Origin of the sequence: Flavobacterium sp. (assembly GCF_013822155.1) — a bacterium.
Taxonomy (GTDB): Bacteria; Bacteroidota; Bacteroidia; order Flavobacteriales; family Flavobacteriaceae; genus Flavobacterium.
The window spans coordinates 1-19,459 of record NZ_PNJW01000057.1 but is presented as its reverse complement, the minus strand read 5'-3'; the positions used below and the strand labels follow the sequence as shown (position 1 = coordinate 19,459).

Annotated in this window: 22 protein-coding genes; 8 read left to right on the top strand and 14 right to left on the bottom strand. The window is 33.6% G+C overall.

Features of this window, described 5'->3' with window-relative positions; genetic code table 11:
* The 5 genes from C0512_RS12390 to C0512_RS12370 form a co-directional block, all read left to right on the top strand.
* Positions 1 to 224, top strand: a 224-nt coding sequence (locus C0512_RS12390) for a hypothetical protein (RefSeq protein ID WP_290862049.1), incomplete at its 5' end; no start/stop codon positions are given.
* A 294-nt stretch (positions 225 to 518) separates the two neighbouring features.
* A complete protein-coding gene (locus C0512_RS12385; RefSeq protein ID WP_290862047.1) occupies positions 519 to 1,112 on the top strand; it encodes a DUF1684 domain-containing protein in 594 nt (197 codons plus the stop codon).
* The gene (locus C0512_RS12380; protein WP_290862045.1) at positions 1,112 to 1,771 is read left to right on the top strand and encodes a TatD family hydrolase; all 660 of its coding nucleotides are present in this window, start codon (positions 1,112 to 1,114) and stop codon (positions 1,769 to 1,771) included. Before C0512_RS12385 ends, C0512_RS12380 begins: the two co-directional genes overlap by 1 nt.
* Before the next feature lie 129 nt (positions 1,772 to 1,900).
* Positions 1,901 to 2,614, top strand: a complete 714-nt coding sequence (locus C0512_RS12375) for a tRNA threonylcarbamoyladenosine dehydratase (RefSeq protein ID WP_290862043.1) — start codon at positions 1,901 to 1,903, stop codon at positions 2,612 to 2,614.
* A gap of 75 nt (positions 2,615 to 2,689) precedes the next feature.
* Entirely contained in the window at positions 2,690 to 3,346 is a 657-nt protein-coding gene (locus C0512_RS12370; RefSeq protein WP_290862041.1) for an HAD family phosphatase, read from the top strand.
* Between the two features lie 35 nt (positions 3,347 to 3,381).
* Here the strand turns inward: C0512_RS12370 and C0512_RS12365 are convergent, their stop codons facing one another.
* The 4 genes from C0512_RS12365 to C0512_RS12350 all read right to left on the bottom strand — a co-directional run bounded on the left by C0512_RS12365 (position 3,382) and on the right by C0512_RS12350 (position 6,193).
* Entirely contained in the window at positions 3,382 to 3,639 is a 258-nt protein-coding gene (locus tag C0512_RS12365) for a hypothetical protein (protein ID WP_290862039.1), read from the bottom strand.
* A gap of 72 nt (positions 3,640 to 3,711) precedes the next feature.
* On the bottom strand, positions 3,712 to 4,998 hold the full coding sequence (locus tag C0512_RS12360; RefSeq protein ID WP_290862037.1) for a deoxyribodipyrimidine photo-lyase: 1,287 nt from the start codon (positions 4,996 to 4,998) through the stop codon (positions 3,712 to 3,714).
* Positions 4,999 to 5,031: 33 nt separating this feature from the next.
* Complete coding sequence (locus C0512_RS12355; RefSeq protein ID WP_290862035.1) at positions 5,032 to 5,724, bottom strand: SDR family NAD(P)-dependent oxidoreductase; 693 nt, start codon at positions 5,722 to 5,724, stop codon at positions 5,032 to 5,034.
* A 1-nt stretch (position 5,725) separates the two neighbouring features.
* A complete protein-coding gene (locus C0512_RS12350) occupies positions 5,726 to 6,193 on the bottom strand; it encodes an SRPBCC family protein (protein WP_290862033.1) in 468 nt (155 codons plus the stop codon).
* A 142-nt stretch (positions 6,194 to 6,335) separates the two neighbouring features.
* On the opposite strand from C0512_RS12350, the gene C0512_RS12345 reads away from it, so the two are divergent.
* Positions 6,336 to 7,187, top strand: a complete 852-nt coding sequence (locus tag C0512_RS12345) for a DUF2911 domain-containing protein (RefSeq protein ID WP_290862031.1) — start codon at positions 6,336 to 6,338, stop codon at positions 7,185 to 7,187.
* Positions 7,188 to 7,257: 70 nt separating this feature from the next.
* Here C0512_RS12345 and C0512_RS12340 read toward each other — a convergent pair whose 3' ends face one another.
* Both C0512_RS12340 and C0512_RS12335 read right to left on the bottom strand, forming a co-directional pair.
* Complete coding sequence (locus C0512_RS12340) at positions 7,258 to 8,961, bottom strand: sodium:solute symporter (protein ID WP_290862029.1); 1,704 nt, start codon at positions 8,959 to 8,961, stop codon at positions 7,258 to 7,260.
* 115 nt (positions 8,962 to 9,076) lie between these two features.
* Positions 9,077 to 11,584 (bottom strand): PIG-L family deacetylase, encoded by a 2,508-nt coding sequence (locus tag C0512_RS12335; RefSeq protein ID WP_290862027.1) that lies wholly within the window; start codon positions 11,582 to 11,584, stop codon positions 9,077 to 9,079.
* Between the two features lie 374 nt (positions 11,585 to 11,958).
* Here C0512_RS12335 and C0512_RS12330 point away from each other — a divergent pair, with 374 nt between their 5' ends.
* Together C0512_RS12330 and C0512_RS12325 are read left to right on the top strand one after the other, a co-directional pair.
* The gene (locus C0512_RS12330) at positions 11,959 to 12,384 is read left to right on the top strand and encodes a hypothetical protein (protein WP_290862025.1); all 426 of its coding nucleotides are present in this window, start codon (positions 11,959 to 11,961) and stop codon (positions 12,382 to 12,384) included.
* A 246-nt stretch (positions 12,385 to 12,630) separates the two neighbouring features.
* Entirely contained in the window at positions 12,631 to 13,044 is a 414-nt protein-coding gene (locus C0512_RS12325; RefSeq protein ID WP_290862023.1) for a hypothetical protein, read from the top strand.
* Between the two features lie 226 nt (positions 13,045 to 13,270).
* Here the strand turns inward: C0512_RS12325 and C0512_RS12320 are convergent, their stop codons facing one another.
* The 8 genes from C0512_RS12320 to C0512_RS12285 form a co-directional block, all read right to left on the bottom strand.
* Positions 13,271 to 13,762 (bottom strand): hypothetical protein, encoded by a 492-nt coding sequence (locus C0512_RS12320; RefSeq protein ID WP_290862021.1) that lies wholly within the window; start codon positions 13,760 to 13,762, stop codon positions 13,271 to 13,273.
* 176 nt (positions 13,763 to 13,938) lie between these two features.
* The gene (locus C0512_RS12315) at positions 13,939 to 14,352 is read right to left on the bottom strand and encodes a hypothetical protein (protein WP_290862020.1); all 414 of its coding nucleotides are present in this window, start codon (positions 14,350 to 14,352) and stop codon (positions 13,939 to 13,941) included.
* Positions 14,353 to 14,529: 177 nt separating this feature from the next.
* Positions 14,530 to 16,359 carry a hypothetical protein gene (locus C0512_RS12310; RefSeq protein WP_290862018.1) on the bottom strand — a complete coding sequence of 610 codons (1,830 nt, stop codon included), beginning with the start codon at positions 16,357 to 16,359 and terminating at the stop codon, positions 14,530 to 14,532.
* A gap of 52 nt (positions 16,360 to 16,411) precedes the next feature.
* Entirely contained in the window at positions 16,412 to 16,942 is a 531-nt protein-coding gene (locus C0512_RS12305) for a mechanosensitive ion channel domain-containing protein (RefSeq protein WP_290862016.1), read from the bottom strand.
* 5 nt (positions 16,943 to 16,947) lie between these two features.
* The gene (locus C0512_RS12300; RefSeq protein WP_290862015.1) at positions 16,948 to 17,535 is read right to left on the bottom strand and encodes a Maf-like protein; all 588 of its coding nucleotides are present in this window, start codon (positions 17,533 to 17,535) and stop codon (positions 16,948 to 16,950) included.
* A complete protein-coding gene (locus C0512_RS12295) occupies positions 17,528 to 18,454 on the bottom strand; it encodes a geranylgeranylglycerol-phosphate geranylgeranyltransferase (RefSeq protein WP_290862013.1) in 927 nt (308 codons plus the stop codon). The genes C0512_RS12300 and C0512_RS12295 overlap by 8 nt, the downstream gene beginning before the upstream one ends.
* Before the next feature lie 229 nt (positions 18,455 to 18,683).
* Positions 18,684 to 19,172, bottom strand: a complete 489-nt coding sequence (locus C0512_RS12290; RefSeq protein ID WP_290862010.1) for a hypothetical protein — start codon at positions 19,170 to 19,172, stop codon at positions 18,684 to 18,686.
* Between the two features lie 23 nt (positions 19,173 to 19,195).
* Positions 19,196 to 19,459 (bottom strand): T9SS type A sorting domain-containing protein (locus tag C0512_RS12285; protein ID WP_290862008.1); only part of this gene is annotated, 264 nt, incomplete at its 5' end.

Sequence of the window (19,459 nt, the reverse complement as noted above, 5' to 3'; positions counted from 1 at the left end):
ACGAATTTGAACAACACTTTCTAACTAATTTTAAAAGAACTAAAATTGACTCAAACGAAGATTGGATTTATAAAATAATCAATCAAAAAGATACGCTGAAATTCAGCACAGTAGGATTAGGAGATAAAGGTGGTTGTGTCCTAGAATATTTTGAATTTATGGATAATTATTATCCGAATGAAAATATATTTAAACCAATTAAGGTAATAGAAAAAACGGAATAAAATTCTGTAGGCAACATTACAAACCAAAAAAATCAAAAGAACAAAAGAAAAAAAAACTTAAAACGCTTTTCAATCCTTTAAAATCCATTTATCGCAAAGCGATACCCAATAAAAATCCTTTAAATCCATTCAATCCACCTCATCCGTGTTCAATCCTTCAAAAGAATACTATGAAATCCTTTAAAAACCCCCCATAATTCCATTCCAATTAATTAAATTTGAAACAACCAATAACCAAACCCTAATTCGTAATTCCTAATTCGTAATTCCTAATTCGTAATTCCTAATTCATTCATGAAATCACTCTTCTTTCTCCTCCTAGTTCAAATAGCCTTCGCCCAACAAAAATTCGAAAAAGATTCCGTCCTTCAATTTCAAAAAGAACTAAACGAACACTATGCCGATACCGCGGCAAGCCCTTTAAAGAAAGAAGACCTAAAACACTTCGTGAACTTAGAGTTTTACCCAATTTCAGAAACCTATTTTGTTCAAGCAAAATTCACCAGAACAAAAAAGGAAAAACCATTTGAAATGAAAACCACCACAGCCCGAAAACCCATCTATGTAAAATACGGCGAATTACAATTCACCATCAACAACGTTCCCTGCAAACTAAACGTCTATCAAAATGTAGAATACGCCAAGAAACCCGGTCATAAAGACAGCCTGTTTCTTCCCTTCACCGACCTGACTTCCGGAGTCGAAAGCTACGGCGGCGGAAGATACATCGACATGGAAGTACAAAAAGGAAACACCTGGACCATTGATTTTAATAAAGGCTATAATCCCTATTGTGCCTACAATGAAAAATATTCTTGCCCAATTCCACCCGCAGAAAATGATTTAAAAGTAGAAGTAAAAGCCGGAGTCAAAAAGTACCACGACTAATGAACTATTTCAATTTGCACACCCACCAATTTACTAACCAACAAACAAGATTGGAATTAGTCAACCAATACCCATGGGAATTTGACGAATCCATTCCCACCTATTCCATCGGAATTCACCCTTGGTACATAGAAGAACAAAGGTTGCCACAAGATTTAAAAACAATAGACGAAAAACTGGCATTACCCGAATGCCTCGCCCTCGGCGAATGCGGATTAGACAAACGAATCGACATACCGCTACAACTTCAAATCGAAGTATTCGAAAAGCAAATTAGATTAGCAGAAAAACACCAAAAACCATTAGTTTTGCATTGCGTTTCCGCTTTTCAGGAACTAATTGAAATAAAAAAACGAGTAAAGATTTCAGTACCAATGATTGTTCACGGATTTTCAAAAAACGAACAAACGGCCAAACAATTAATTGACAATGGATTCTATCTCTCATTTGGAAAATATTTATTGCGGAATCCGGAATTAAAAAGTGTGTTCCAATCGGTACCCAACAATCGCATTTTTTTAGAAACCGACACCGTGGAAGAATCAATTGAAGAAGTATATGCTTTAGCAGCAACCTATAAAAACATCGAAATAGAAGAAATGAAAGCAATCATCGCAACAAATTTTGAAAAAGTATTTAAAATAAAAATGAACCCGTAACCCGTAACCCGCAACCCGTAACCCGTAACCCGCAACCCGTAACCCGTAACCCGTAACCCGAAACCCGCAACCCTCAACCCGCAACCCGCAACCCGCAACCCGCAACCCGTAACCCGCAACAAAAGAACAATGAATAAATGGCAAGAACGAGCACAGCTCTTATTCAAAACAGAAGGATTAAACAAATTAAAAAACGCTAACGTATTAGTCGTAGGATTAGGCGGAGTCGGCTCTTTCGCCGCAGAATTCTTAGTCCGTGCCGGAGTAGGAAACATAACCATTGTCGATGGCGATGTAGTCGACATCACAAACATAAACCGTCAATTACCGGCCTTGCATTCAACAATAGGAATGCCCAAAGTAACAATCGTTGGCGACAGATTAATGGACATTAATCCGGAATTAAATTTAGTTCGCGTAGAAGAATTTTTATCTCCCGAAAGAGCAATGGAAATCGTTTCAGAAGAGTTTGACTATGTCTTAGATTGTATAGACAGCATCACCCCAAAATTAAATTTAATCATTGCGGCCAAACGAAAAAGAGTCAAAATAATCTCCAGCATGGGAGCAGGAGGAAAGATGGAAGCTTCAAAAGTAAAAGTCTCCGACATCAGTAAATCTGAAAACTGTTTTTTAGCCAAAACAATGAAACGACGCTTAAAAGAAGTAAAAATTGACAAACTGAAAGTTGTTTTCTCCTCAGAAATCCAAGACGAATCAAGTTTAAAACTAACAGACGGAAATAATTTCAAAAAATCATTCTACGGAACAAACAGTTGGATGCCCGGCCTTTTCGGTTTATACGCCGCAGAAACCGTCGTAAAACATTTACTGGAAAAATAGTTTCTAAGATACTTAGCATCTCAGTACCTCAGAACCTCAGAACCTCAGAACCTCAGAACCTCAGCCCCTCAAAAAATGATACAAACAGTAATTTTCGACATGGATGGCGTAATCGTTGATACCGAACCGGTACATCATTTTGCCTATCAACAACATTTCAAACAACTAAACATCGACGTTTCTCCTGAAATGTATGCTTCATTCACAGGAAATTCAACCAAAAATATTTATGAACGATTAAAATCAGTTTATAACTTACCGCAAGAAGTCAATGCTTTAGTAGAAGTAAAACGCAACTTATTTAACGATGCCTTCGATCAAAAAAAAGACATCTATTTATTAGAGGGAGTAGAAGAACTAATAAAAGAATTACATCAAAATGAAATGCAGTTAGTCCTAGCTTCTTCTTCTGCAAATGTAACTATTGAAAGGATTTTCAACCGTTTTGATTTGCATAAATACTTCACGCACAAAGTTTCCGGTGAAGATTTTCCTAACTCAAAACCGCATCCCGCCATTTTCCAACAAGCTGCTTTTTTAGCTAAAACCCCAACCGAAAACTGTATCGTAATTGAAGATAGTACAAACGGAATTTTAGCAGCGAAAGCCGCAGGAATTTATTGCATCGGATATGATAGTGTAAACTCTAAACTACAAGATTATTCATTGGCTGACAAAGTAATTAGTCACTTCAACGAATTGAGTTTTGAAAAGATACAATTGATAAATTAAAATTTCCCTCCGGAAGAGGGAAATTCTATAATAACTTAATTTTTAACTTCCACTTTTGCTTTCCCACCATCAATATCTACAGACGTTTTATCAGAACTTACTTTTACGCCGTTTTTATCAACTTCAATTGTAGTACCGTCGGTATTTTCAACAGGAGCAGGTTGTTCAACAGGAGCTGCTTGTTCAACAGGTTGTTCAATAACAATCACCTCTGCCGGTTTTTCTTCTTTTTTAGCACACGAAAATAATGTTGCTGTTGCTATAATAGTCAACATAATTAATCTGTTTTTCATAATTTATCTATTTGATTTTCTGTAAGGTACGATTAATTATGATTGATATTTCCCAAATTGTGTTAAATAAAGTTATCCAACGGCTTCTTTATAAACCCGCAAGCAACGTTCCCGAGCTTCTTTGTGATCAACAATCGGTAAGGAATAAGCAGAGGTTTCAACCTCAGGAATCCACTTTTTAATATATTTTAAATCTTTATCAAATTTTTTAATTTGCTCCGCCGGATTGAATATTCTAAAATAAGGAGCCGCATCCACCCCGGAACCCGCTGCCCATTGCCAATTACCTACATTACTGGCTTGCTCATAATCAAATAGTTTCTGAGCAAAATAGGTTTCTCCCCAACGCCAATCAATTAATAAATGTTTACATAAAAAACTGGCAACCACCATCCGAACCCGGTTATGCATATGTCCGGTTGCATTTAATTCTCGCATTCCGGCATCAACCATAGGATAACCTGTTTTTCCTTCACACCATTTTTGAAATTCCGTTTCATTATTATTCCATTCAATGGCATCATATTTCTCTTTGAAACTTTTGTGTATAGTATGTGGAAAATGCCATAGAATTTGCATAAAAAATTCACGCCAAATCAACTCGTTCCAAAAGATTTCATTTTTTGAAGCGATCGCTTTCGCAACCATTTTCCGAATAGAAACAGCTCCAAATCGTAAATAAGCTCCTAACATCGATGTTCCGGATAAAGCAGGAAAGTTACGAGTAGCTTCATAGTTTGAAATCAGATTTTCGGAAACAGTATAAGGAGAAACTTCAATCCCCGATTTTTGAAAACCAATTTCTGATAAGCTTAAAAAAGGGTAGGAGTGTGTTGCAATAGTGCTTATTCTCTCCTCTGAATTATAGTTCAATAAGGCTATGGTTTTGAATTTCTCTTTCCATTTTTTAGAATATGGAGTATAAACCACATAAGGCAAACCATCGTCTTTCACTACATCACTTTTTTCAAAAATAACATGGTCTTTACTGGTTTTAAAATCAATACTATGTTCTTTCAACAATTGATTAATTTCTTTATCCCTTTTTCTGGCATAAGGTTCATAGTCATGGTTGGTATAAACAGTCGAGATAGAATGCTCGCCAATCAATTGTTTAAAAACAGCAACCGGTTTTCCATGAAAAACGGCTAACGATTTCCCTTGAAGGGCTAATTGCTCTTGAATTTTAGAAAGTAATTCATGAATAAAAGTAACCCGAGCATCATCTTTTGGAAGTTCATCTAAAATGGATTCATCAAATATAAACACTGGTAAAACTTCTTCCGTGCTATTCAAAGCATGAAAAAGGCCCACATTATCCTCCAATCGTAAATCTCTTCGAAACCAAAATATATTCATCGGTAAACTATCTTTTAAACAACTTTAAACAATCTAAACTAAAAGCGTAGACATTCCCCCATCAACATGAAAGATTTGGCCGGTAATCCAACTGCTTTTATCACTCAATAAAAACTGAGCCATTTGAGCCAAATCTTCCGGTTTTCCAAATCGTTTCAGCGGATGACGTTCCGCCGATTTTTCTTTTTTAACATCATTGTTCAAAAATTTATCAGCCAATGGCGTATCGGTTAATGAGGGAGCAATCACATTTACACGTATTTTCGGAGCATATTCTGCCGCCAAAGCTTTTGCAAATCCTTCAATAGCTCCTTTCGAAGCAGCAACACTGGTGTGAAAAGGCATTCCCATGCTGGCAGCAACACTACTGAAAAGCACAATGCTCGATTGTTCTGAAGCGATTAAATTAGGTAAAACAGTTTGAATCACCTTCACTAAACTAATAAAATTTAAATTTAAATCACTTTCAAACGTTTCCGGTTTGATTCCCTTAAAAGGCCTTAAATTAATACTCCCGGGGCAATAAACTAATCCGTCTAAAACGGTCGGTATTTTTGAAGTATCAAATTCATCCGTTGTGGCATCAAATGGAATATAGGTAATATTCAAATCACTGCTCAATTCATTCGTTCTGGCAGCAATAAAAATTTTACATTCATATTGTAATTCTTTTGCAATGGCTAGTCCTATTCCGTAAGAGCCACCTATCAATAATATATTTTTCATATTAACCTTTATATTCTCCAAAGAGTTCAATTAATTTTTTTTGACGATAATTAAATATTTCATTCAATTTTGGTTTAACTAAAATCGGATGAACAAGTTGCCCTAAAATACCCATTGGAATTTTATAATCCACAATATCTTCCATTTCAACACCACCCGGAATTTCTTTTAAAAAATGTTTGTGATGCCAAAGCGAGTAAGGGCCAAACCGTTGCTCATCTACAAAATATTTTTTGTCTTGAACATGCGTTATCTCGGTCACCCATTTTGTTGGAATCCCCAATACCGGAGTAACAATATATTGTATAATTTGACCCGGAAACATTGGCTTCTCCGCTCCTGATAAAATATTGAAACCCATATAATCAGGTGTAATGGTTTTTAAATTTTTGGGGCTGGAAAGAAAATCCCATGCTTCTTGTAATGAAATGGGAAGGTTTTGTTTAGTATGTAACGTATATATTTTCATGCTTTATTTTTTTGTAAAGGTACAATATTGTTTAAACTAAATAACCAAACATTAAACAAAATAATTTCAATTTATACTTTTCTTAACAGTTAGTGCCAAAATGAAACTGTAAATTTGATAAATTAACAAAACCTTTTAAAACATGAAAAAAATAGTTTTAGCACTTACATTTTTTGTAGCTACAATGACAGTGGGAGCACAAGTGAAAACACCGGCTCCAAGTCCGAGAGCTAATTTTAAACAATCAGTCGGATTAACAGATGTTGAAATCGATTATAGTCGTCCGAGTGCAAAAGGAAGAGCGGTATTCGGAAATTTAGTTCCTTTTGGAAAAATGTGGAGAACCGGTGCAAATCAAAATTCAATGGTAACGTTTGGAGATGATGTTGTGATTGATGGTAAAACACTGAAACAAGGAAAATATGCCATTTTCACAACGCCAAAAGCGGATAATTGGGAAGTAGTATTTTATGCAGATACTGAAAATTGGGGAACTCCTGAAAACTGGGATGAAGCTAAAGTTGCCTTACGTACTAATGTAAAGCCTGAAACCTTAACCAGAAATGTGGAAACGTTTACCATTTCCTTGAATAATATTGCAAATGATTTTGCTCATTTAGAATTATCTTGGGAAAAAACATTAGTGGCCGTTAAATTTGAAGTTCCAACAAGCAAATTAGCCATGGCAAGCATTGATAAAGTATTAGCCGGACCAAGTGCGGGTGATTATTTTTCTTCTGCTCAATATTTTTTCCAATCAAATGGCGATATGACTAAAGCCTTGGAATATGTAAATAAAGCAGTTGCAATGACCGCTGAAAAAGGAACTCCTTTTTGGTATAATCGTTTAAAATCTCAAATTCAAGCTAAATTAGGCGATAAAAAAGGAGCTATCGAAACGGCTAAAGCATCGTTAGAAGCTGCTGAAAAAGCGGGTAATGCAGATTACGTAAAAATGAACAAAGACAGTATTTCCGAGTGGAGTAAAAAATAATAGGGTTTAAATACTATAAATCCTATACTGAAAATTCAGTATAGGATTTTTTTATTTCCTTAAATTTAATTTAGTTTTTATTTCTCATACTAACCTGAATCAAAGCAGATAATCCTAACGTTAGTGCAGCACCAATCGCATTGAGCCATAAATAGCCTAAGAGTTCTTTACCTGATGGATAAATGTGAATGGTAAAATAGTAAATGATAAAAATGATTAGTTGACTGAGAACTCCTCCATAAAAAATAGCATTGCCTTTAATAAATTTCACAAAAAAGGCAACTAAAAATATTCCTAAAATGGTTCCGTAAAAAACAGAACCGATAATATTCACTAATTGAATTAAGTTTTCTACCAGCGTTCCAAAACAAGCAAATAAAATCGCGATAGCTCCCCACAAAAGCGTAAAAACTTTTGAGACCTGAACAAAATGCTTATCGGACTTCTCACTTTTTAAATTCCGTTTATAAATATCAATGGTCGTAGTTGAAGCTAACGCATTCAATTCAGAAGCCGTTGACGACATAGCTGCCGAAAGTATCACAGCAAGCAATAAACCAACAAGTCCCGTCGGTAGATAATGTAATATAAAATGGATAAAAACATAATCCTTGTCATTGGGTTCCTGCTTTATTTTTTTTATGATGCCTTGTGCTTCTTCCCGTAAGTTCTTTTCTTTCTCAGATAAAGCAATTATTCTTTTTCTCAGCACAGGATTATCAACATCAATATTTATTTGCTTGGCATACGTTAAGGTCACAATTTTTTTCTCCTCTTGAATCAAGGCTAATCGTTCTTCTAAATTTTTATAATCAGCAGCATAAATAGATTTTTCAACCGCAATTTGACTCGTTGGATTAAAATTCAGCGGCACTTTATTAAACTGAAAAAACACAAAAACCATCACTCCGGTTAACAAAATAAAAAATTGCATCGGAACCTTAAGAAAACCGTTAAAAATCAAACCAAGCTGACTTTCCCTCACAGTTTTTCCCGAAAGATAACGTTGCACTTGCGATTGATCTGTACCAAAATAGGAGAGAGCTAAAAATAATCCACCCGTAATTCCGCTCCAAAAAGTATAACGACTATTCGGATTAACTGAAAAATCCAGAATATTCATTTTATCATTAACGCCGGCTATTTGTAGAGCATTGCCAAAAGAGATTTCTTTGGGCAAATAGCTTAAAATTAAATAGAATGCAATAAACATCCCAAACATAATAATAAACATTTGCTGTTTTTGCGTAACATTAACGGCTTTTGTTCCGCCGGAAACCGTATAAATAATCACTAAAACACCAATAATAAAATTAAGCCAATTTAAATTCCAACCCAAAATAGAAGACAAAATAATTGCCGGAGCATATATGGTAATTCCGGCAGCTAAACCCCTTTGAACTAAAAACAGTATAGCGGCTAAACTTCGGGTTTTTTGGTCAAATCTATTTTCTAAAAATTCATAAGCCGTATAAACATTAAGTTTATGATAAATAGGTATAAAAAAGATACAAATAAAAACCATCGCCAGCGGCAATCCGAAATAGAATTGAACAAAACCCATTCCGTCATGAAAAGCTTGTCCGGGTGTCGACAGGAAAGTAATGGCACTGGCTTGTGTTGCCATTACCGAAATACCAATCGTCCACCATTTACTCTCGTTATTCCCTAAAATATAATCTTTTACATCTTGGCTTCCTTTCGTTTTCCATGCTCCATACACCACTATAAATAGTAGGGAAAAAATGAGTATAAACCAATCGAGTGTTTGCATGAATTAAGAAAAGTATTTCATAAAAATATAAAACAGAATAATATAAAGAGCATTGGCTACAAGTACCCAAATGTATATGCTTTTCAATGTTTTATTTTGTTCTTTTTTCATGGTTTTAATTTGATTTTGTACCAATAGAAATCATATTTGCAAACAACCGATATGCACCGGAAACGCCGGCCGGTAATTCCCTAAAGAAACTTAAACCGGTGTAAATATAAAAGCCTTTTCCATGTGAAGCAACTAATAAACCGCCATTTTTTGCTTCTTCTCCCTTGTCGTTAGATGACAAAAGAGGGGTAAAGGTTGCGTCCCATTCATCCGGATAATATAACCCTTGTTCTTGAACCCATCCTTCAAAATCCTTCGAAGTTATTTTATTCGGATAATTCAAAACCGGGTGATTTGGTGCTAAAAATCGCATTTCGGCATCTTCTTCCGTAACCCTATCTCTTGATAATTTCAACGGATAAGGGGCTAAGTCTTTAACGGTAAGTTTACCACTAGTATTATATTGAACAATCATCGTATGGCCTTCTTTAACAAAATCAAAAAGAAGTTGCTGCTTGAAAGCTAATTCATCTACCTTATTATAAGCCCTGACGCCCATAACCACAACTTGAAAATTTTTAAGATTTTCTGAAGTAATTTCATCCGGTTTCAAAATAGTTACCGAATAACCCATTTGCGAAATGTATTGCGGAACTTCATCTCCCGCTCCCATGATATAAGCTATTTTTTCTGAATTGGTTTTCAAATCCAATTTTCTGAATTTAGCTTCTGAAGTTGAAAGTATTTGTTGTTGAGCAATGTGTTCATATTGAATGATTGTTTGCTCATAATTTTCTTTTTTCCCATCAACCATTGCATAACTGGAAATAGTAATCTCACTGCTGTTTTTAGGCGGAGTTACTTCAAAATAAACCGTTGTTTCCGCATCTTTTCGGTTAAGTTGAAACGGAATGGCCGCAGGAGTAACTTTCCATCCTGAATTTACCTCTAAATGAGCGGTTCCCGAAACATTATCTTTTCCGGCTTTTATTTTTACACCAATGGTTTTACTTTTTTCTGAATTAAATATTTTTACTTTATCCAGAATTGAGGTAGTCACAACCGGAACAATATCAAACGGTTTATAAACCTCTCCTTTAACTTCATCGTTAAATTTATAAATAACTTCTTTTTCAAACGGAATAACAACGCCATTAATTTCAACTGAAAAAGTCACAGAAATAGTTCGGATAACATCAGGAATCCCAATTTGTTGTTGATTTGAAACCGCATACATTCCTACCGTTCCTTGTTCTTTTAACCAATAAGGAGAAGTATATTCCTGCGTTGCCGGAATCATTAATTCGATATCAGAAAAAACAGCTTTGTTAGGTTCTAATGCTGATTGGTTAAAAACTATTGTTGACGTTGGAGTAGTAGTAATTCCATTCAAAGTCATTTTTTGAGCACTTCTGTTTATGCTTTCCAATTTAACTTTTAAAACACTTCCCGGCGTTGCACTTTGTGTTTCCGCAACGGCTTCTAAATATAATCCGGCACATCCGGCAATAATTTTCTTCAGTTCATTCGATTTAATTTTCTTCCAATGTTCGTCTTTCAAGTTCTGAACCAATTGATAACTTTCAACTAATTTGGGAATACTGGCCGCTGGGTTTTTAAAATCAAACTCCTTTTCAACTTGAGCCAAAATCACACCAATGGCAGCTCCGCCTTGAACACGATTCCACGAAGTGTCAATCCCTTCAAAAATAGCATTTTTAGGCGTTGGGTTTTCGCCCAATATAAATTCTAAATATTCAACTTCTTCTCCGCGGGTTCCTGTACTGCCAAAACCTTGCGATTGATGCCTGCTTCTACTTAAAGCAGCAATCTCTTGATTTGATTTTCCTGATTCCGGGTAAAAAACACCCATATCAAAATTAGTTAATTTGCTTTTGTCGGCTTTTTCAAATTTATCTCGACCTCCATAAAACCACCACGAGGTATTAAAATAAAGCCGTTTTGGTTGCCAAAGCGAAGTATATTTCAGTTGTTCCGGAAACACAGCAGCATCATTCACCTGATTAAACAGCTCAATAGACAATACCGCAGACGACGTGTGATGACCATGCGTAGTTCCGGGTGAGCGATGATCAAATCGATTGATAATAACATCCGGTTTAAATTTCCGGATAATATAAATCATGTCTTCCAAAACTTGGTTTTTATTCCAAATGCGAAGTGTCTCATCCGGAATTTTAGAAAACCCAAAATCATTTGCACGAGTAAAAAATTGTTCACCGCCATCAATTTTTCGGGCTTCAATAAGTTCTTGCGTACGAATAACACCTAATAATTCACGTAATTCAGGACCAATCAAATTTTGACCTCCGTCACCTCTCGTTAACGACAAATAACCCGTTCGGGCATGAACGTGATTAGACATATACGAAATCAATCGGGTGTTTTCATCATCAGGATGTGCGGCAATATAAAGCACTGAACCTAAAAAATTCAGTTTTTCAAGTTGATGATAAATTTCAACGGCCGAAGGTTTTGAAGGTTGTTGAGCATGTATAGCCGAAAGCCATAAGAAGAAAAAAAGGAGGAAGGTATAGCAATTTTTAACCATTGATTTTTGCTTTCTGTAAAAACCAAATATACTAAATTACCTAAGTTCGAGGGCTAATTTAGAACTTCTTTAACAATAATAAACAACAAAGTAAAATAGCCTCTGTTTTAGCGTGTCAAATTCCGTAGATTCAAAGTCTATAGAGTAGCTCTAGGCTTTAATGTCTCCCGACTTTGCGAAATATAAAAAACATTAATAACACCTAAATTATACAAAATTTTACTATTTTTAATTAAAATTTACACCCCGCTCCCCGAAATGTTCATCTCTAAATTAACACAGAGTTTTACGAATGTATCAAACGTTTGGAAATTACGTTTCAGGTTTTAGACTTTTTACAGATCAGATATCAACTATAATTTATAATATTGAAAATGGCACAATCAATCAAGGTATTAAAAAGTAGCATTATTATTTTATTTATTTTAAATTCATGTAGTATTCATGATAAAAACAATTTAAAGAATAATGAAAAATATACAAATATTGTGTTTTCATCCGTATACGACGATGAAAAAATATTTTTAATGATAAATGATTCTGTTTTTTTCAAAAACAAACAAATAATTACAGATAGGTCTTTAGGGTTGGATAGGAAAAATTTTATCAGTATAAAATCTGATACAATTTTTTTAAAAGCTATTGCTATGGGTTCTTTAAATGTAATAGATAAACCTCATTATAGAGAGATAAAATTAGATACTATTTTATATAGAAAAAAAGGTAGTTATATTTGGTTAGAAATAAGAGATAGTATAATAAAAGTAAATCAGCAGAAAAATAAATTTGTGTTGGAATAAGTGATTTCCCCCGCTCAGCAAAGAGTTCAGCATAAATATCTAATGAAACGCTCCGCAAATGTCTCCCGACTTTGCGGAATATAAAAAAACATTAATATTAACCGTTCCACAAAGTCAAAATTTCTAAATTAGCATTTTGATCTTCTATGGTCTCCCAATCTCGCAGAATAAAGTGTTATAAGTAAGACTTCAGGGAGTTCGAGTTCAATTAAAGTTAGAGATATAGTGTATTTAATTAGTTACAATATGAAGCTACTTTATTTTAAATATCAATGGTTTTATTTAATTATTTCTTTTATTTTTTTTGGAGCTTCCTTGTTTTATTATGTTCAAGAAAATCATGAGAAAAATAATTTAGTTATTGAAAATCATATAATAACTGAAAAAAAGTGTAGTGCTGCACCAAGAGTAAGATCTTTTGTTAAAATTAGAAAGGAAAACAAGGCGTATAAAATAAATTTATCTGAGAAGCAGTGCCTTAATCATTTTGAAGGCGAACAAATTGCACTTTACTATAACAAAAAATATGATTACTTTTTTTATCCAAAAAATAATAATGTAAATATAATTAGAGTATTATCTTCTGGTATAGCTTTGTTTATCCTGTTTTTGCCTTTGAGAAGTATCTCTAACTGGCTATCAGAAAATAAAAAACATTAATAACACCCGCCCTCGCTCCGCAAAGAGTTCAGGATAAATATCTAATGAAACGCTCCGCAAATGTCTCCCGACTTTGCGGAATATATAAAACTAACAACATCGTTCAGCAAAGAGTTCAGGATTGTATATCTTCAAACTAAATTTTCAACCTTCAATTGAATCAGCAAAACTTTTTTACGAATAAAAAAAACAGAGCAAATAAGGCTCCGTTTTAGTTCATTTATAGTTAATTCTTTTTCCCTTTCGAATGATTTTTTCCTCCTTTATTGTTGGAATGATCATTCCCGTTCGAATGGCCTTTCCCTTTATGCTGATTAGACTTGTGCTGATGATTATCGTAATGAGCTGTTGAGTTATGCCCATTTCCCCTATAGTTTTTCGGATATTTTACCTTATGATTATGATAAAACGAATAAGGAGAAGAGCCATGATAGTTTGTAAGCACTACTTTATGACCACGATGCAAATCATAATGTTTGCATCTTTTAGGCAAATGATTGCTTCGATACCATTTCCCGTTTCCTAAATAAATATAATTTGCTCGTTGCACATCATAATAAACTTCAATTTCAGGCAAATAATAATACCGTGCAGACGAATATCCCGCCGGGCCCCAAGGCGGGGGAGTGCCCACATTAACATTCACAGCAACTTGACCGGAAACACTAACAGCAACAACCAAAAAAATTCCCAGTATAATAGATTTAAGTGTTTTCATTTTTTCTTTTTTTAAAAAAGGTGATTGCTTTATAATAGTCAACAAGCATGCCGATAACTTTAAATCACGAATAAGATAGGAATTATGTAAACTTTAGTCGTTTGAAGTAACCAAAATAAAACAGTCTAAATAGATTAACTCCATTCAGACTGCCTTACTTAATTTAAAAACCAATTCTAATTATATGTCAAACTACTATTTTTCTCTTTGTCTAGTTTAATTTTCATGTCTTTTGCCTTAAAAATAGGCGGATATTCTTTTCTGTGTTGTTCAATAAATTCTTGCGGAGTGTCGGTATTCACTAATCCATTTATAATTTCATAACGTTTATTAAATAAACTATAGCCTCTATAATTTGCCGGAATGTGAGATTCAGTAACCCATTCGCCTTTACGTTTAAAAATATACATCGAAATTTTAGTATCATAATAAGCTTCTAAATTCGGAAAATAATAATACCGTGTCGAATCCAAAGAAACTTTCGATTGTTTAATTAAATCTTTTTGAGACTCTATAATATAAGATTGACTCGTTGCAACAGTTCCTATAACAAGGAACAAAAAAAGGGTTAAGTAATTGACAGTTTTCATTTCAATCTAATTTTAAAAAAAATTAATTAAAAACGAACTGTGGTATTCTTTGCAGTTATCAGTATGGGTAAAACTTGAAGTAAATGTACAAAATAATAACCAATTCTGCTGTTAATATTGTGCCAACAATTTGACAAAATACCTAACAATAGGGATAAATTTTAGTTTAAAGTACAGTTATTCATACAAAACAGTACGCGGTTTATTAATCTCAAAATCTAAATAACCAAAGTCACGTGTATCAAAATTATTTGTTCGGAATATATTCCTTCCCTCGTTTGGAATTTTAGGATAAAAAGCAATCGAAAATTGAAACGTACTAAAAACTAAATAATCATTCGAAAGCAAAATCCCAAGACCAATTTTAGAAAAACCCTCACTCTTCTTAAAACCATTTTCAGAATCACCAATAAACGCTAACGTATAATTAAAAAACGGATTAAACCGAAATCCGGCTAATTCCCAAGGGGAGTAAGATTGTGTTTGAAAAGAAAAAATCATCTTTTTAGTCCCAATCAGTTTAGCATCATTAAATCCGGTAATACCATTCGCTTCATTAATCGACAATTGATCTCCTTTAATGTCTAATCGATGCCCTCCAAAAACCATATTGCTTTTAAAAAACTGCCTGATTTTCCATTTCCCCGGTTCAAAAAGTCGCGTGAAATAATACAATTCCGCTAAAAATGCACTTTGTTCATTTTTACCATCGTTAAAAAAAGTACCATATTCATAGTTCGTACTAAAATAACCCCATTTAAAATAATCACCTAGGGTCGCTCGGGCTCCAACATACAATCGGGTATTATCATTTTTGTCTTGAATCCCCGCAGTGATACCGTAATATTTTCCAATCGGAACATCTTCCGTAATGTTATAATTAAAAATGTATTCATCCTTAACATACTTTCGAGAGGAAACCCCAATTCCCGTGAGCCAAAACTCCTCATTGCTATAAAATGCATACGGATCATAATCTTCCGAAATCCTTCGCTCATAATTTCGTTTATAATAACGCAAGGTTGTAATCAAATTGGTCGTTCTCTCCGTCTCACTGTTTCCCTTTAATATCGGTGCAGAATGTCCGCCCCAAGCATCAATTGTTCCATACTTGAATGTTTGTAATTCATAATTGCTGTTACTATCAATCAAACTGTCTTTCAACAAACGGTTTTCCAACAGAATTCCTCCGGCCCATCGGGTTAACGGAGAAAAGAATTTTCGCTCTATTTCTATATATTTAATATAATCTTTATTAACATCCATTTGATAATTTAGTGTCGTTTGAATGTAAGTGTTCTTTATATTCGGAATAATATAGCGGGTAGAAAAAGCTCTTCGTTTATCATCTAATTCATGTGTGTATTTGTTGTCCCATGAATGTCCGCTTCCAAGAAAGTTACGTTCCAAAAGTTCATAACTGGCTTTGTTTGTTGTAGCACTGCTTGAAGGAATCAAACTCCACGAATCTAAAACAGTAATTTTAACATCAACACTATCAGTAGACGACCCGATTACATTTTCACTATAAACAGTTACCCGTCTAACAAAACGCTGACTTCTAATTAATCGTTCGGTTTCCTTCACTTTCAAACTGTCAAAAGGTTCATTCTCTTCAATCAGTAAGATATTGCGAATGGCAAACTTTTTTGTTTTAATGTGAACGGAATTACCTGCTTTCGACGCAAAATGACGAGGTGTCCTGGTAGAATCAGAATCAGAAAACCCAAAAGGATCAAGTGTTTGAATCGATATTTTTCGAATGATTTTACCTTCAAATTGCGAATAGTTGGAAACAATTTGAGTCGTTTTTATTCCGGTTTGCTTAACCGATGTAGATTTGAAAATTAACCGATGCAAACTTGCAGTAAATTTACTTTTCTTCGCTGTATTTTCAATTTTCTGATAACCTTTTAAGGTTGAATCAGTTGCTGTTTTTTTTTCTTGCGAATAAGAAGTAAAAAAACAAAAAAACACAATAATCAAAAGAATAATTCTTGTCGGCATAAAACGATAACGCTAGTTTTACAAAAATAGCATTAAGATAAGATACGCTTTTTTAATCGAAAAACTCTTTTTCTTCCGCAGTATTTTTAATCACCGATATTCCTTTCTGTAAAAGTAAACTATTTGGATAGGTAATCAATTCGCCTTCCTTTGTTTTTAAAAAAGTATGAAAACCACGAATATCATCAATTTCGCCCTCTATGGGAAAGTCTTTATCATGAATTTTGATGGTATCCCCAATTTTAAAAGGAGCTGCAAAGAATATAATAATCCCGGAAGTAACATTACTCAAAATAGACCATTGAGCAAACATCGCCACCCCAATCACGGCAAACAAGGAAGAAACAACCAAAATAACGTCTTGCGTTTTAACTCCCCAAATCACAAACAAAGCAATTATGGCAACAGTCCCAATCAATAAATTGAAATACTTAATTACTAAATTGGTTCTGTGTTCTAACGTTTCACTCATTCGGGCAAAACGTCTAACGATTTTAGCAACTAAAAAGCGTAATATAATTGAAACTAAAATAACAACTCCCGTTGCAATTTCCTCTTTAATATAAAGTTTAAAAAATTCCATATTAACTAAGCTAAAAATGAATTTAATTTCTCATAAACAGCATGCATAGGCATGCCAACAACATTGGTGTATGAACCTTCAATCTTACTGATTCCAACATAGCCAATCCATTCCTGAATGGCATAACTGCCGGCTTTATCAAAGGGCTTATAATGATCTAAATAATAACGAATTTCTGCTGCTGAAAGGGTTTGAAAAGTAACTTTTGTCACTTCAAAAAAGGTTTCGGTTTTATCAACGGTTTTAAAACAAACCGATGTAATCACTTCATGCGTAGCATTCGATAGCGATTGCAACATTTGAAAAGCATCATCATAATCTTTCGGTTTTCCTAAACATTGGTTTTGATGCCAAACAATAGTATCGCTCGTAATTAAAATATCGTTTGCTTTGAGTTCGCCTTCAAAGGCATTGGCTTTTAATTGGGCTAAAAAATTCGTAATCTCTTCTGCTTTCATATGCTCCGGATAGAGTTCCTCAATTTCTTTCAACCGAATTTCAAAGTCTAAATCCAAATCCTTAAAAAACTGTTGCCTCCTGGGCGAACCCGAGGCTAAAATCAAATGAAATTCTTTTAATTTTTCGTTAAGCATTTTGTTTGATATTGTAGTTAATAACAACAATTGACAAAATTCCAAAGAATAATATCCATTTTAAAAGTAAACTCAAATGACGAAAATCAGCAGTAGATTTCGCAGTCCAACTTTTTACTAAACAATACAAGAGGGGAGATAAAACTAAAAACAGCAAGAACAAAACAGCGAAATACAAATCATTAAACATTAAATAACTGTTCACATACCAAAAAACAATCCCAATTGGAACTAAAAGCAATCCGAAAACAACCTTTGAAGTTCGTCCAACTCCCAAAAGGATAGGTAAGGTTTGCATGCCTTGGTTATAATCTCCTTTAACATCTTCCGCATCTTTCACTATTTCCCGAATGAAATTAATTAAAAAGGCAAAAAAGGCATAATCGGTTAAAATGCCAAACAACATTCGCATCTGATCCTGATTGCCTTCATGCGTCGCAGGATATAAATCAAAAACACCAATAATTAAAACACTCAAGGCTAATACAAAGGCAACCATTAAATTACCTAATAGCAAAACTTTTTTCAAAGTCGTGGCATAAAAGTATAAACAAGCCGCTATAAAAATAAAGATAGTCGCAAAACTTGGTTTTTCAATCACATTCGACAAGTAAAAACCAATACTGACACCAAGGATATTTAAAGCAACATAGATGTTATAAGCCTTTGATTCTGTAATCAATTTGCCTACAATTTGAGAATTTGGTCTATTGATTGAATCTGTTTCCTGATCAAAAATATCATTAATAACATAACCGGCTGCTGCAATCAAAACTGTGGATAAAACTAACAAAAGATATTGCCAATCGGCTAAAGCCAAATAACAATTTTGCTGATTCAAAAATCCGTATCGAAAAACCAATTGCATCAAAGCAAGCATCAACAGGTTTTGATAACGAATGAGTTGTAAGTATTTCATTTTACTACTTTAGTTGTTTAGAGCAAAAGTAGTAATTTTATTAAAGTTTAAGGTGGTTTAACAATTATTACTCCAAAACAAAAACCCCTGTTAGGTGTTTAATATTGGTAGAAAACAAATTCCATTCAGCAATCAAAATCCGGTAGGGATGATATATCGGTAGCAGTGGGTTTCTCCCTATGGAAAAATAAAACAAACTAATCAATTCATTTCAATTAATTCCTACATCTTACTCAAAAACAATAGGTTTAGTCGCTTTTGGTATTTTGACAATATGATATGGTTGAGTAACAACACTTGATCCATTACCAGTCTGCAAATTTTCAACTGTGACAACAATAGTAGTTTCAAATTCAGTAATATTAGTAATATCAATTGTATGGCCACCATTACCATATATTCTATCAATAACTACAATAACTGTATAGTTTGTAAAATCAATCACAGTTTCTTCAAAATAAGATTCAGTAAAATAATTTCCTAAGCCAATACTTATAAAAGGTGCATCAAATTGATTTAATAACAAATTCCAATTTATTTCACTGTTAAAAACTGTATTTTGTTGAACGATATCTAGTGTGCTGTTAATTGACCTTTTACTTATTAAAATAGGCTCTATAACTACAGGCACAAAAGGAGGCGTTACAACAGGTTCTACATCGTCATCATTACAACTTAAGATGATAAAACTAAAAAAGCATAAAATTAAATTTTTCATGGTAAGTTTTTAAATTTCAATATTTACTTTGATCTTTTAAATAACTTTATCATTTCAGTTGAATCATTAATAAGAGTAATCAAACAAAAATAAAATCCATCTTTTAAAAATTCTGTATTAATTACAGTACTGTTATAAACAAATGAAGAGTTAATCTTTTTACCTAAAGCATCATAAAATGAAATTGATTTAATTGTTTCAGGATATTTTAAATTTAACTCATGATTAAACGGATTTGGAAATAGATGATTTTGATTATCTTCAAAAGTAATTACATTTAAGTTTTC